Source organism: Pseudomonas sp. TE12234 (assembly GCF_054061835.1).
Genome location: NZ_JBSSEP010000001.1, coordinates 197,910 through 211,846 on the forward strand (window position 1 = coordinate 197,910; position 13,937 = coordinate 211,846).

The window sequence follows — 13,937 nt, forward strand, 5'->3', positions numbered from 1 at the left end:
AACTCACCGCATGAAACGTACACCCCATCTGCTCGCTATCCAGTCCCACGTGGTGTTCGGCCACGCTGGCAACAGTGCCGCGGTTTTCCCGATGCAGCGGGTCGGGGTGAACGTCTGGCCGCTCAACACGGTGCAATTCTCCAATCACACCCAGTACGGCCAATGGACCGGCGAAGTGCTGGCGCCTCACCACATTCCCGACCTGGTTGAAGGTATCGCGGCGATTGGCGAACTGGGCAATTGTGATGCGGTGCTGTCGGGCTACCTCGGCAGTGCGGCCCAGGGCCGGGCCATCCTCACGGGTGTGGCGCGGATCAAGTCGATGAATCCCAAGGCGCTGTACCTGTGTGACCCGGTGATGGGGCATCCGGAGAAAGGTTGCAGTGTGCCGGCGGAAGTCAGCGATTTCCTGCTGGAAGAGGCCGCCGCCGTGGCGGATTTCATGTGCCCGAATCAACTGGAACTCGACAGTTTCTCAGGGCGCAAGCCGCAGTCGCTTTTCGATTGCCTGGCGATGGCGCGAGCGTTGCTGGCGCGTGGTCCGAAAGCGGTACTGGTCAAGCATCTGGATTATCCCGGCAAAACGCCGGATGTCTTCGAAATGCTGCTGGTGACCGCCGAAGGCAGCTGGCATTTGCAGCGTCCGCTGCTGGCGTTCCCGCGTCAGCCGGTGGGTGTTGGCGACCTGACCTCCGGGCTGTTCCTGGCCCGTGTACTGCTGGGTGACAGCCTGGTGGCCGCTTTCGAATTCGCCGCATCGGCGGTGCATGAGGTGTTGCTGGAAACCCAGGCCTGCGCCAGTTATGAACTGGAACTGGTGCGGGCGCAGGACCGGATTGCCCATCCGCGGGTGCGGTTTGAAGCGACTTCGATCAGCTTGTAAGCAGATCGCGGCAAAAAAGATCGCAGCCTGCGGCAGCTGCGATCTTTTACTTTAAGCGTCGCCCTTGATTTCCTGATAACGCTTTTCCAGCTCCTGACGGATCTGCCGGCGCTGCTGAGCCTGCATGTAGCGACGCTTGTCTTCACTGTTCTGCGGTTGCAGGGGCGGCACGGCGGCAGGTTTGCGCTGATCATCCACCGCGACCATGGTGAAGAAGCAGCTGTTGGTGTGGCGCACCGAACGTTCACGAATGTTTTCGGTCACGACCTTGATGCCCACCTCCATCGAGGTGTTGCCGGTGTAGTTGACCGACGCCAGGAAGGTCACCAGTTCGCCGACATGAATCGGCTCACGGAAAATCACCTGATCCACCGACAGGGTCACCACGTAGCGGCCGGCATAACGGCTGGCGCAAGCGTAGGCCACTTCGTCGAGGTACTTGAGCAAGGTCCCGCCGTGAACATTGCCAGAGAAGTTGGCCATGTCGGGGGTCATCAATACCGTCATCGACAGCTGGGCGTTTCCGGGTTCCATAGCATTCTCACGGGTCAAGGCAAGGTCTGAGGGGACGCACCTCTGCGGGTGCCGGTACGGTTTTTTCAAACCAACGTTATCGGGACGCCGCAGGGGGCGCCGCCGTCACGCCGGATCGATCTGTTTCCATATATTGCACCGCCTTTCTGCCGGAAGTCGCGGTGTTACCCTTCAAAAGCCTGTCTCCAAGGGCAATTCCTGAACGAAAAGCGGATTTATTACCCTGCTTGATCAGACTTTTCCTGTGTCCGATAGAGCGATGTCAGTCAAGGAGCCTCACACCATGCATGCCATCAGTTTCATTCAGGATTTGGCAGTGATCATGTTGGTCGCAGGTGTGGTGACTGTGCTTTTTCATCGGTTCAAACAACCGGTAGTTCTGGGTTATATCGTCGCCGGCTTCATCATTGGCCCACACACCCCGCCGTTCGGCTTGATCCACGATGAAGAAACCATCAAGACCCTGGCGGAGCTCGGGGTGATTTTCCTGATGTTCTGCCTGGGCCTGGAATTCAGTCTGCGCAAGTTGTTCAAGGTGGGCGCCACGGCGTTTATCGCGGCGTTCCTGGAAATCGTGCTGATGATCTGGATCGGTTACGAGATAGGCCGCTGGTTCGACTGGAACACCATGGATTCGCTGTTCCTGGGCGCGATACTGGCGATCTCCTCGACCACCATCATCGTCAAGGCGCTCAACGATCTGAAGATGAAGAACGAGCGCTTTGCGCAGTTGATTTTCGGAGTGCTGATCGTCGAGGACATTCTGGGCATTGGCATCATCGCCTTGCTGTCGAGCATTGCGGTCAGCGGCACGGTCAGCTCCGGCGAAGTGTTCTCCACGGTCGGCAAACTCTCGTTGTTCATGATTGTCGCGCTGGTCATCGGCATCTTGCTGGTACCGCGATTGCTGGCCTATGTGGCCAGATTCGAGAGCAATGAAATGTTGCTGATCACGGTGCTGGGCCTGTGTTTCGGCTTTTGCCTGCTGGTAGTCAAGCTTGAATACAGCATGGTGCTGGGCGCGTTCCTGATCGGGGCGATCATGGCCGAGTCCCGACAGTTGCTGAAGATCGAGCGCCTGATCGAACCGGTTCGCGATTTGTTCAGCGCGATTTTCTTCGTCGCCATCGGGCTGATGCTGGACCCGATGATCCTGCTGCAATATGCCTGGCCGATTGCGGTGATCACCGTCGCCGTGGTGCTCGGCAAGATGCTGTCCTGCGGTCTCGGCGCCTTTATCGCCGGCAATGACGGACGCACCTCACTGCGCGTGGGGATGGGGCTGTCGCAGATTGGCGAATTTTCTTTCATTATCGCTGCCCTGGGCATGACCCTGCAGGTCACCAGCAACTTCCTGTATCCAGTGGCGGTGGCGGTATCGGTGATCACCACGCTGCTGACCCCCTATTTGATTCGAGCGGCCGATCCTTTGTCGATCAAGCTGGCCGCCGTGATGCCGCAGCGCCTGGGGCGAGTGCTGGGGATGTATGGCGAATGGCTTCGCAGCATCCAGCCTCAGGGCGAGGGTGCGTTGCTGGCATCGATGATCCGACGAATTCTGCTGCAAGTCGGGGTCAATCTGGCATTGGTAATCGCGATTTTCTTCTCTGGCGCTTATTTCGCCGAACGAATGGCTGTCTATGTGCAAGATTTGATCAGCAATCCGAGCTGGCAGAAGGCGCTGATCTGGGGTGGGGCGCTACTGTTGTCGCTGCCCTTCCTGATTGCCGCTTATCGCAAGCTCAAGGCACTGTCGATGTTGCTGGCGGAAATGGGCGTGAAGCCGGAGATGGCCGGGCGCCACACGCAGCGAGTGCGTCGGGTGATTGCAGAAGTCATCCCGATCCTCTCGCTGTTGGTGATCTTCCTGCTGTTGGCGGCCTTGTCGGCCAGTATTCTGCCGACCAACAAGTTGCTGATGCTGATCATCGTGGTCGCGGCCGCTGTGGCGGCGCTGCTGTGGCGCTGGTTTATCCGCGTTCACACGAGGATGCAAGTCGCACTGCTGGATACCCTGGACAATCACAAGGATTCATCCGGGCATTGAGCCATGAAGCGTCAGCTCACTCAGCTTTCCAGCCAGACGTCCCGCGCCCAATGCCAAACCGATTCCCAGGTCTCTTCGGCAATCAGCTCGTCTTCGGCCAGCCAAAGCACGACGGTGCCGTCCTCTTCGACCAGGTAGTAGTTATCACCATCCTGACAGATTGGAATCATGCTGCGATCAACGCCAGCGTCCCAAGCATTGGCGGCAACGTCCGGCAGGTAGGTATGGGATTGTGGGTCGGTGACGGTCACAGGCTCCAGACTGCCGTAGACCACATCGCTGACGGTCAGCAGAAACTCTTTGAAGACGAACGGAATGTCGATGAACAGCTGTTCTTCGATTTCCACCAGCAGATCTTCGTCTGGCAATTCCAAGGGGACCGGTACCGGTTCATTGGCTTCACGCAGTTGTTCGATGATTTCTTCCACGTCCGGGATCCTCTTGCTTGAATGGCGCGGTTTATATGGGGCGGTTTATACAGTAGCTCGCTATAGATGCAACCGCGAAATAGAAAACCCCGGACAAGTCCGGGGTTTTGATTGCAGCACGTGAACGCGAGGAGTGATCAGCCGTTCTGGCGGATACCAGCCACCAGCCAAGGCTGGTTTTCGCCCTGGGCACGTTCCATGTTCCAGCTTTCGCTGAACGCTTCGCCCTGGTCGAAACGCGAGGTTTTCGACACGCCGCTGAAGGTCAGGGTGGCGATGGTCTTGTCGGCGCGATCATCCACACCGTCCAGTTGCACAACGAGGTTATCGATGTAGGTGGACTGGAAGCCGTCACCCAGATCAGCACGTTCGCGCTTGAGGAAGTCCAGCATTTGCGGGGTCACGAACTCGGCGATCTTGTCCATTTCGTTGGCATCCCAGTGTTGCTGCAGGGACTGGAAATGGTTGCGGGCCGCTTCTACGAAGTTCTGTTCATTGAACCAGGCAGGCGCATTGATGACCGGACGTGCGGCGACCGGTGCGGCCGAACCGCCGAAGATCGAGCCGCCAGCAGGCTTCTGCTCGAACACTTCACGCTGCATTGGCGCGTAGCCTGCCGGAGCCATGTGCTCCTGCTGCTTGCGACGACGAGCGGCAATGAAGCGGAAGATCAGGAAGGCGATGACCGCCATGATCAGGATGTCGAAGATCTGCATGCCCTGGAAGCCGCCGCCCATGAACATGGACGCCAGCAGACCACCAGCGGCGATACCGGCCAGAGGGCCGAGCCAGCGCGAAGCACCGCCGGCTTTGGCTGCAGCGCCAGCAGCGCCCGCAGCGCCTGCGGTCGCAGCTGCGCCGCCCATGCCTGGAGAAGAAGGCGCCATCTGGCTGGTTTGGTGCGTCGGCGCCGCGCCGGCGCTTTTGCCACCACCGAAGCGCTTGGCGGCATTGACGTCGAGACTCATCGTCAGGCCAATGCACAGCGCCATGGCGATGCTAAGAAAACGTTTCATAAAGGGAATTCCCATTTGTGGAGGGCACGCGCGCCATGTTGCACAGCTGAAGTGTCACTGGCTAGCGGCAGAGTGTTTCGGGCTTTTGCTTGACAGGGTTCGTTCAGCTTTAGTCAATGCAATAAGGCCTGTTAACTTTGGTCTGTAGGATGAGTGGATAAGTTCTGTAGGGAAAATCTCTAACGTCGCAACGCCAGCATGACCACCCCGGCCGTGATCAGACCGATTCCGCCCCATTGGCGCAGGTCGAGTTTTTCGCCCAGCAGGATTGCGCCGAGCGCCGCGACCAGCACCACGCTGAGTTTGTCCACCGGAGCGACCAGTGAAGCAGGGCCGACCTTGAGTGCGCGGAAGTAGCAAATCCACGAGGCGCCAGTGGCCAGCCCCGACAGCAGCAGAAACAGATAGCTCCTGGCAGAAATCGATCCCAGTGACTGATATTGGCCCGTCGCGTACAAAATCAAGGCCAGACTGACGAGGACCACGATGGTGCGCAACAGGGTGGCAAAGTCGGAATTGACGTTTTCGACGCCGACTTTCGCGAAAATCGCGGTCATCGCCGCAAATACAGCGGACAACAGGGCCCAGAATGTCCAGGAAGAAAAGAAGCCTGAGCCCATCTCATCGCACCTTTAAGTTCAGATATCGGCCTTCATCCTGTGGGAACGAGCTTGCTCGCGATGACGGACTGACAGCCAGAGATAATGTCGACTGATCTACCGCTATCGCGAGCAAGCTCGCTCCTGCACAAAAGCTAGATCGCTTCCAGCTTCGCATACCCCAGCATCAGCCACTTGCTGCCTTCGCTGAAGTTCACCTGTACGCGGGCCTGAGCCCCTGCGCCTTCGAAGTTGAGGATTACGCCATCGCCAAACACTGAGTGGCGTACGGTCTGCCCCAGGCTGAAGCCGGTTTGAGGGATCTCGCTTCCGCTGAACAGGTTGCTGCCACTCATTGACTGGTTGCCGCCGAAAGGACGGCTGACGCTGTTGGAAAGGCGCACTTCCTGAATCAGGCCTTTCGGTACCTCGCGTACGAATCGTGAGACTTTGTTATAGGTCTCACTACCGTACAGGCGTCGGGTTTCAGCATAGGTCATCACCAGGTTCTGCATGGCCCGGGTAATGCCGACGTAGGCCAGACGACGTTCCTCTTCCAGACGGCCAGGCTCTTCCAGGCTCATCTTGTGCGGGAACAGGCCTTCCTCCATGCCCACCAGGAACACATAAGGGAATTCCAGGCCCTTGGCGCTGTGCAGGGTCATCAACTGAATGCTGTCTTCGTGCTCGTCCGCCTGGGTATCCCCGGCTTCCAGCGATGCATGACCGAGGAATGCCGCCAGTGGTGTCAGGTCTTCGTCTTCTTCGCTGTTCTCGAAGTTGCGCGCGGCGCTGACCAGTTCCTCAAGGTTTTCTACCCGAGCCTGGCCTTTCTCGCCTTTTTCCGCTTCGTGATAGGCAATCAGCCCGGACTGCTCGATGACGGTCTGGGTCATCAGGTGCAACGGCATCTCCATGCATTTGCCAGCGAGGTTTTCGATCAGCTCGACAAACGCGCCCAGAGCGCTGGCCGCGCGCCCGGTCAGGCCTTTGTTGGCCACGAGCTGACGCATGGCTTCCCACATCGACACATCGCTGTGGCGCGCATGGTCGCGAATCGCTTCGACGGTTTTCTCGCCAATGCCACGGGCCGGGACGTTGATCACCCGTTCCAGCGCAGCATCGTTGCCTCGACCTTCAAGCAAGCGCAGGTAGGCCATGGCGTTCTTGATTTCGGCCCGTTCGAAGAAGCGCTGCCCGCCATAGATGCGGTACGGGATGCGCTCGCGCAGCAAGGCTTCTTCCAAAACACGCGATTGGGCGTTGGAGCGATACAAAATGGCAATATCGCTGCGCGCCAGGCCGGTTTTCAGCGCGCTTTCGATCGTTTCGACAACGTAGCGGGCTTCGTCGTGCTCGTTGAATGCAGCGTATAGATTGATGGCTTCGCCTTCGCCGCCGTCTGTCCACAGTTCTTTGCCCAGGCGCCCGGTGTTGTTGGCGATCAAGGCGTTGGCGGCCTTGAGAATCCCGGCGGTGGAGCGGTAGTTCTGCTCCAGGCGAATGGTTTCGGCGTCCGGGAAGTCTTCGGAGTACTGATAGATGTTCTCGATTTTCGCGCCACGCCAGCCGTAAATCGACTGATCGTCATCGCCAACCACCATCAGGCTGTCGCCACCCTTGGCCAGCAAGCGCAACCAGGCGTATTGAACGGCGTTGGTGTCCTGGAACTCATCCACCAGAATGTGGCGGAAACGCTTTTGATAATGCGCCAGCAGCCCCGGGTGATCGCGCCACAAGTCCAGTGCGCGCAACAGCAGTTCGGAGAAATCGATGACACCCGCACGCAGGCACGCGGCCTCGTAGGCTTCATAGATACTGCGCATGGTGGCCAGGAACAAATCACCGCTGGCTTGAATGTGTTGCGGGCGCAGACCTTCGTCTTTCTGCCCGTTGATGAACCATTGGGCCTGACGGGCCGGCCAGCGTTGCTCGTCCAGGCCGAGCTCGCGGATTACCCGCTTGACCAGCCGCTGCTGATCGTCGCTGTCGAGAATCTGGAAGGTCTGGCTCAGCCCGGCTTCCTGCCAATGCGCCCGCAACAAGCGGTGCGCCAGGCCGTGGAAGGTGCCGACCCACATGCCGGCCGGGTTGATACCCATTAACTGCTCGATGCGATGGCGCATCTCGGCAGCAGCCTTGTTGGTGAACGTCACCGACAGGATGGAGTGGGGCGAAGCGTTTTCGACCTGGATCAACCAGGCGATACGGTGCACCAGCACTCGGGTTTTACCGGAACCAGCACCGGCCAGGACCAACTGACGACCCACGGGGGCTGCTACGGCCTGCCGTTGGGCATCGTTGAGGGAGTTCAGCAGAAGGGAGAGATCATCGCGCATCGGGGCATTCTAGGGGGCTGCGTCACACCGGGCAAACCCCGCTTTGTTTTAGCCGATGAAAGATACGCGCAGGACGACCGGTCAGTCATTGTCCGCAGGCGTTGGCCGGCTTTGCCCAGCGGCTCTTGTTCCTGAGACGGGTGGTCGTAATTTTGACTGTTTTTTGAGCTGTAGCTGTTTGGTCCGGGCATTTGCTTGTGTATGCTCCGTCCACGTTTCGGGCCTGTGCTCGTCATTTATAAGAACAAGAATATTGCCTATGACCTTCAGCTCCGACCTGTCGGGCCCCTCCGTGGAACCACGGGTTATCCGTAAACAATACGCCATGGAAATGGCGGTCGAACGCACGCGTCTGCTATATCAGGGCTCTTTGCTGCCCACACTGTTCATGTTGATCAATGGTCTGGTCTGCGCCGGATTGCTCTGGAGTCCGCAGCGATATTTCCTGGTCAGCGTCTGGCTGGTGTGGTTGCTGTCCCTGGTGGCGTTGCGGGTGATCCAGGTCGCCGCCTTCGATTCGGCGATTCCCAACCGTCAGGCCCAGCCGATCTGGCTGCGCATGTTTTTGCTGGGCTCCGGTCTCACCGGCCTGACCCTTGCTGCCGCTGGCATCGCGCTGGTTCCCGCCGATAATTTCATTCAGCAAGCCTGGGTTTTCGGGCTGATCGGCGCCGCGGCGCTCTCGGCCAGTGTCGCCTACGCGGTCAGCCTGCCGGCGTTCCTGTCGTTCACCTTGCCCTGTTTGTTGCCGGCCATCGCCTATCTGTTCTGGGGCGGCGATGAACAGGCACATGGCTGGGGCTGGTTCGGCCTGATTTTGCTGGGCGCGCTGAGTGTGGTGGCCTGGCAGGTCAACGGCCTGATCAATCGGGAGTTATTGCGACGTTTCCAGAATCAAGCATTGATCGAGCATTTGCAGCAAGCGCAAAACTGCAGCGACCAGCTCAATCAAAAACTGGCCAGGGAAATTGAGCAGCGCCGTCGTGCCGAAGACGAACTGCGCGAAATTCAGGCCGGCCTTGAAAGCCGTGTTGCACAACGCAGCCTGGAACTGGACGCTGCCAACCACGCGCTGAGCAAGAGTGAGGCGCGACTGGCGTTGGCGTTGAAGGCCAGTGAATTGGGGTTGTGGGACTGGAACCTGCAAACCGATGAGGTCCATCACACCCACATTCAGGAGCTGTTCGGCCTGGAACCCGAATACGTGACGGCCATGCTGCGTCATCTCAAACCACGCCTGCACCCCGACGATCTTCCTGCACTGAGAAGGGCGTTGGTCGAGCATTTGAAGGGGCGCACCGAGGATTACCTGATCGAATACCGTGTGCGTCATGCCGACGGCCACTGGGTGTGGATCGAAGACCGCGGGCGAGCGGTAGAGCGCGCTGAAAGCGGCCGGGTTATTCGCATGGTCGGCACCCGTCGTGACATCAGCACCAGCAGGGCTCTCGAAGAACAACAGCAACTGGCGGCGACCGTATTCGAGGCGGCCAGCGAAGGTATCGTGATTTTTGACCCGAACTACGCCCTGATCGCGATCAATCAGGCCTTCAGCCGCGTGACTGGCTATGAGATCGAAGACATGCTCGGGCGCAACGTCGTCGAATTGCCCTGCAGTCGCGACGCGCGCCGACACTATGGCGCGATTCATCAGGCGTTGGAGCAATACGGCAGCTGGCAGGGCGAACTGGTGGAAACCCGCAAGAACGGTGAGATGTACCCGCAATGGCTGCAATTGAACGTTGTGCGCGATACGCGGGGAAAGGTAAGCCATATTGTCGGCTTCTTCTCCGATCTTTCGGCGCGGCGAGAATCCGAAGAGCGCATGCGCTATCTGACTCATTACGACGAACTGACGGGCCTGGCCAACCGGGCGATGTTCCGCGAACGGCTCAGCGAAGCGCATCAGCGGGTGCGCCAGGGCGGCTATCGCAGCCTGGCGCTGCTGCACATCAATCTGGATCGCTTCAAACAGCTCAACGATAGCCTTGGTCATGAAGTCGCCGACCAGTTGCTGCAGAAAATGGCGCGGCGCCTGGTCAATGCACTGCCCGAGGCGGACACCATTGCGCGTTTGTCTGGCGACGAGTTCGCCGTGTTGTTCAATTCCTACGGCAACCTCTCGAGTCTGGCGCGGGTGGCGACGCGCTTGTCGACCAAGTTGCGTTTGCCGGTGACCATCGATGGCCATGAACTGGTGGTCAGTTCATCCATGGGCATCAGCTTGTTGCCGGATAACGCGCGGGAAATTTCGGCGTTGGTCAGCCAGTCGAACATGGCCATGCAGCATGCCAAGCATTTGGGCGGCAATAATTTCCAGTTCTACACCGACAGCCTGCAAGCCAGCACGCTGGAGCGCCTGCAACTGGAAAACCAGCTGCGCAAAGCGATTGAAGAGAAGCAACTGATGGTGTTCTACCAGCCGAAGCTGTGTCTCGCCACGGGCAAGCTGAACGCTGCCGAAGCCTTGGTGCGCTGGGACCATCCCACCATGGGCCGCGTGCCGCCGGGGGACTTCATCGGCCTGGCCGAGGAAACCGGGCTGATCGGCCCAATCGGCGAGTTCGTGTTGCGTCAGGCCTGCTGGCAAGCCTGTGAGTGGCAGCGACAGGGGCTCGAGCCGATTCGGGTGTCGGTCAATCTGTCGGTGCATCAACTGCGTCAGGGCAAGCTGGTCAGCCTGGTTCGTCAGGTGCTGGAAGAAACCGGTCTGGCGCCGCATTACCTGGAGCTGGAGCTCACCGAAAGCCAGTTGCTGGACAGCGTCGAGCACATCATCGCGACGTTCCAGCAGTTACGTGATTTGGGCGTGAAGCTGGCGATCGATGATTTCGGCACCGGCTATTCGTCACTGAGCTATCTCAAACGCATCCCGGTGGATTACGTGAAAATCGATCAGGCGTTCATTCGCGGCCTGGGGGAGGGCACCGAGGATGCGGCGATCACCCGAGCGATCATCGCCATGGCTCACGGTTTGTCGTTGAAGGTGGTGGCGGAAGGGGTAGAGCGGCAGGAGCAGCTTGAGTTCCTCCAGCAAGAACACTGCGACGAGGTGCAAGGGTATCTGATCAGTCGGCCAATCGAGGCACAGGGCCTGGCGGTTATGCTGCGGGAGCAATGCATTGACTGAATAGGGGGAATTTCCCGTCGGATACGTTTGAATGCCGACGGGAAATCAGGAAGTTGGTGTGTTCTTAGTGGGTTATCAGAACTTTATCGATATGATGAATTAATTTGCCATCGTGGAAAATACTTACGCCAGTGACATGGGAGTCGCCAGGCACTTTATATTCGACATGTTTGTCGGTCTCGACTTGCAAAGAAATTTGATTGGACGTTTCAAGTTTCAAATTCAGGCGAAGGTCGAAGGATTTGTCCTGTATCGGACTTCGTTCAAGCTTGGGTGTGATGCCCGTATGGGCAACGGTTACAGTGCCGTAGGTGCGGAAAGAGTTGGCGCCAGGCATGCGATCGATTTGTGCGGTCCAGTCTTTGGTTTTAATGCTCATGATAAATAATCCCTTTGGTTAGTTGTTATTGCTTCCTGCGGAATTAATATATCTAGCCGAGTTTGGTTGTGGTTAATAAATATAAGTTGTAATTGTAAGGTTGTGTTTGTTGGTTCTATTGTTCGGGCAAATCAGAGTGAGAAATCAATTAACTGTCTGAAGGTCGCCATAACCGCCTGGAAGGGGGGAGGGGCCGCTTCAGGCATCAGGCAGGACTGCTACATGAAGCGCGGGCACCTGAAATCGAGGGATCCGGTTACTCATTGAGCAGGCAAAAAGCCGATTCATGTAGTATAACTACAAGCGTGCTACATCCCCGGCGCCAGCCCATAACAAAGAGTCCAGCCCTTTGAATCTGCTGCAACACATCGCCCAGTCTCGCCACCTGTTACGCAAGTCGGAGCTCAAGGTCGCCGACCACGTGCTGCTTGATCCTGCGGCCGTGATGCACAGTTCCATGGCCGACCTGGCCCACAGCGTCGGCATCAGCGAACCGACCATCGTGCGTTTTTGCCGCGCCATCGGTTGTTCCGGATTTCAGGACCTGAAGCTGAAGCTGGCCCAGAGCCTGGCGGCAGGCGCGAGTTTCGGGCAATTCGCGATCCACGAAGACGATTCGGTCGCTGATTACAGCCTGAAGATCTTCGACACCACCTTGCACACCTTGATGGAGGTTCGCGAGAAGCTCGATCCCCTGGAGCTGCAGCGAGCCGTGACGCTAATGTCACAGGCTCAGCGCGTGGAATTCTATGGTTTCGGTGCTTCGGGTGCCGTCGCGGCAGATGCCCAGCACAAGTTCTTCCGTTTGCTGCTCACTGCAGCGGCCTATTCCGACCCGCACATGCAGGCGATGTCGGCGGTGACCCTGAAACCGACCGACGTGGCGATCTGTATTTCCCAGTCCGGACGTTCCAAGGATCTGCTGATCACCGCCAACCTGGTGCGTGAAAGCGGTGCGTCATTGATCACGCTTTGCCCAAGTCAGACACCGTTGGCCGAACTGTCGACCGTCAACCTGGCCATCGATGTGCACGAGGATACCGAGATCTACACGCCGCTCACCTCGCGTATCGCTCACCTGGTGGTGATCGACGTGCTGGCGATGGGGGTGGCCATGGCCCGTGGTCCGAGCCTGGTCAATCACCTCAAGAGCGTCAAACGCAGCCTTCGCAGCTTGCGCTTGTCGCCCAAGTCGGTGAAAGCGCTGGACGATTGAATTCAAGGTTGGCGCGGACTTTGTGGCGAGGGAGCAGCAGCGACCAACAAGCTTTCATCAGTCTGTAACTTCAGAGCCGCCAAACCGTCATCCCTCGCGCCTATCTTGAAACTCCCGTACTCGCCTTGGGAGACTCGAAATGGCCCTGCCTTACGAAGAACGCAACAGCGCTGTCAGAACCCGTCGCCAGCAAGAAGATCAGCGCCGCATGGAGTTCCGCCGCGCCATTGAAGACCGCTGCGAACGCCGTCAGCTTCTGGCCGAGATCGGTGATTTTCCTGAAGATCTGGAACTCAACTTTTGGCAGGCTGCATCGCCAGTTTCCCGTCGAAACGCTCAACCAGCGCGCTGATCTGCACGCGTTCGCTGCGAATGAACGCAAGGAATGCGTGAGCTACCGGTGACAGCCGTTTAGCCTTGGCCTGCACCAGGCACCAGCTGCGATAGAGCGGCAGCTCGTCGACCGGCAACTCGATCAATCCGCCGGTCGCCAGTTCAAGGTTCAGGGCGTGACGCGTCAACAGCGCCACGCCCAGACCCGCCAGCACACATTCACGCTGGGCTTCGGCCGACGAGACTTCCTGGGTCTGGTTGAAGTGCACGCGCTTCTCTTTGAAATACTCTTCACAAGCCAGTCGCGTCCCCGAGCCGGATTCGCGCATCAGCAGTGTGTAGGGCTCAAGATCCTGCAATCGCAGCGGCCCCATGTGGCACAGCGGATGATCCGGCGGCGCCACGGCAACGATGGGGTTGTTAAGGAACGGCAAGAATTCAAGGCCCATGTCCTGCGGCACCATCGACATGATCACCAGGTCATCGCGGTTGTCCGACAGGCGTCGGATCACCTGTCCGCGGTTGACCACCGTCAGTTGCAGGTTCACTTCCGGGTGCTGGCGCTTGAATGCGGCAAACAGATGCGGTACGAAATATTTGGCGCTGGATTCCACCGCCAGCTTGAGTTGGCCCTGCAACGAACCCTGCATGTCCGAGAGCTGCATATCGAGGTTTTCCAGGCGCCCGAAAATGTCCCGGCTGGCGCGTTGGAGGGCTTCGGCCGCTTCCGTCATGTAGAGTTTCTTGCCGACGTAGTCGAACAACGGTTGACCAATCAGCTCCTCAAGTTGACGAATCTGTAGGCTGACGGCCGGTTGTGTGAGCGACATTTCGTCGGCTGCGCGGCTGTAGGACCTCAGATCACAGACTTCATTGAAAATCTGCAATTGACGCAATGTCATACGCATCAATGACTTACGCATTTTAGGGTCGCTCTCGTCGCAGGCTGATGTTTCAACTATAAGTCTTTACTTATGCATGACCCAATAATTATTCATTTTTGTTAATTCCTTGTGAGAGCTAGTGTGGGGCC

12 protein-coding genes are annotated in these 13,937 nt (G+C 58.2%); 5 read left to right on the forward strand and 7 right to left on the reverse strand.

Going from position 1 to position 13,937, the window contains the following annotated elements; translation table 11 throughout:
* Window positions 1-10: 10 nt before the first annotated feature.
* Complete coding sequence (gene pdxY / locus ACVWYU_RS00965; RefSeq protein WP_247255243.1) at window positions 11-883, forward strand: pyridoxal kinase PdxY; 873 nt, start codon at window positions 11-13, stop codon at window positions 881-883.
* 51 nt (window positions 884-934) lie between these two features.
* Here pdxY and ACVWYU_RS00970 read toward each other — a convergent pair whose 3' ends face one another.
* Window positions 935-1,417 (reverse strand): acyl-CoA thioesterase, encoded by a 483-nt coding sequence (locus tag ACVWYU_RS00970; RefSeq protein WP_003229693.1) that lies wholly within the window; start codon window positions 1,415-1,417, stop codon window positions 935-937.
* Window positions 1,418-1,700: 283 nt separating this feature from the next.
* Between ACVWYU_RS00970 and ACVWYU_RS00975 the strand changes: the two genes are divergently transcribed.
* Window positions 1,701-3,464, forward strand: coding sequence for a cation:proton antiporter (locus tag ACVWYU_RS00975; RefSeq protein ID WP_457371708.1), 1,764 nt, complete (start codon window positions 1,701-1,703; stop codon window positions 3,462-3,464).
* A 20-nt stretch (window positions 3,465-3,484) separates the two neighbouring features.
* Here the strand turns inward: ACVWYU_RS00975 and ACVWYU_RS00980 are convergent, their stop codons facing one another.
* From ACVWYU_RS00980 to uvrD, 4 genes are all read right to left on the reverse strand, one after another.
* On the reverse strand, window positions 3,485-3,892 hold the full coding sequence (locus ACVWYU_RS00980) for an SMI1/KNR4 family protein (protein ID WP_090326791.1): 408 nt from the start codon (window positions 3,890-3,892) through the stop codon (window positions 3,485-3,487).
* Between the two features lie 137 nt (window positions 3,893-4,029).
* Window positions 4,030-4,908 (reverse strand): Tim44 domain-containing protein, encoded by an 879-nt coding sequence (locus ACVWYU_RS00985; RefSeq protein WP_248914576.1) that lies wholly within the window; start codon window positions 4,906-4,908, stop codon window positions 4,030-4,032.
* 179 nt (window positions 4,909-5,087) lie between these two features.
* On the reverse strand, window positions 5,088-5,528 hold the full coding sequence (locus ACVWYU_RS00990) for an EamA family transporter (protein ID WP_457371709.1): 441 nt from the start codon (window positions 5,526-5,528) through the stop codon (window positions 5,088-5,090).
* A gap of 134 nt (window positions 5,529-5,662) precedes the next feature.
* Window positions 5,663-7,846: a DNA helicase II gene (gene uvrD / locus ACVWYU_RS00995; protein WP_457371710.1), complete on the reverse strand. Its 2,184-nt coding sequence runs from the start codon at window positions 7,844-7,846 to the stop codon at window positions 5,663-5,665.
* Window positions 7,847-8,105: 259 nt separating this feature from the next.
* Between uvrD and ACVWYU_RS01000 the strand changes: the two genes are divergently transcribed.
* Window positions 8,106-10,976, forward strand: a complete 2,871-nt coding sequence (locus ACVWYU_RS01000) for a putative bifunctional diguanylate cyclase/phosphodiesterase (RefSeq protein WP_457371711.1) — start codon at window positions 8,106-8,108, stop codon at window positions 10,974-10,976.
* 64 nt (window positions 10,977-11,040) lie between these two features.
* Here ACVWYU_RS01000 and ACVWYU_RS01005 read toward each other — a convergent pair whose 3' ends face one another.
* A complete protein-coding gene (locus ACVWYU_RS01005; protein ID WP_247255248.1) occupies window positions 11,041-11,355 on the reverse strand; it encodes a hypothetical protein in 315 nt (104 codons plus the stop codon).
* Between the two features lie 349 nt (window positions 11,356-11,704).
* Here ACVWYU_RS01005 and hexR point away from each other — a divergent pair, with 349 nt between their 5' ends.
* Both hexR and ACVWYU_RS01015 read left to right on the forward strand, forming a co-directional pair.
* Window positions 11,705-12,571, forward strand: coding sequence for a transcriptional regulator HexR (hexR, locus tag ACVWYU_RS01010; RefSeq protein WP_007954250.1), 867 nt, complete (start codon window positions 11,705-11,707; stop codon window positions 12,569-12,571).
* Between the two features lie 139 nt (window positions 12,572-12,710).
* Window positions 12,711-12,923: a PA3496 family putative envelope integrity protein gene (locus ACVWYU_RS01015; protein WP_247255249.1), complete on the forward strand. Its 213-nt coding sequence runs from the start codon at window positions 12,711-12,713 to the stop codon at window positions 12,921-12,923.
* On the opposite strand, the gene ACVWYU_RS01020 is transcribed toward ACVWYU_RS01015, so the two are convergent.
* The gene (locus ACVWYU_RS01020; RefSeq protein WP_247255250.1) at window positions 12,865-13,827 is read right to left on the reverse strand and encodes a LysR family transcriptional regulator; all 963 of its coding nucleotides are present in this window, start codon (window positions 13,825-13,827) and stop codon (window positions 12,865-12,867) included. The genes ACVWYU_RS01015 and ACVWYU_RS01020 overlap by 59 nt on opposite strands.
* Window positions 13,828-13,937: the final 110 nt, after the last annotated feature.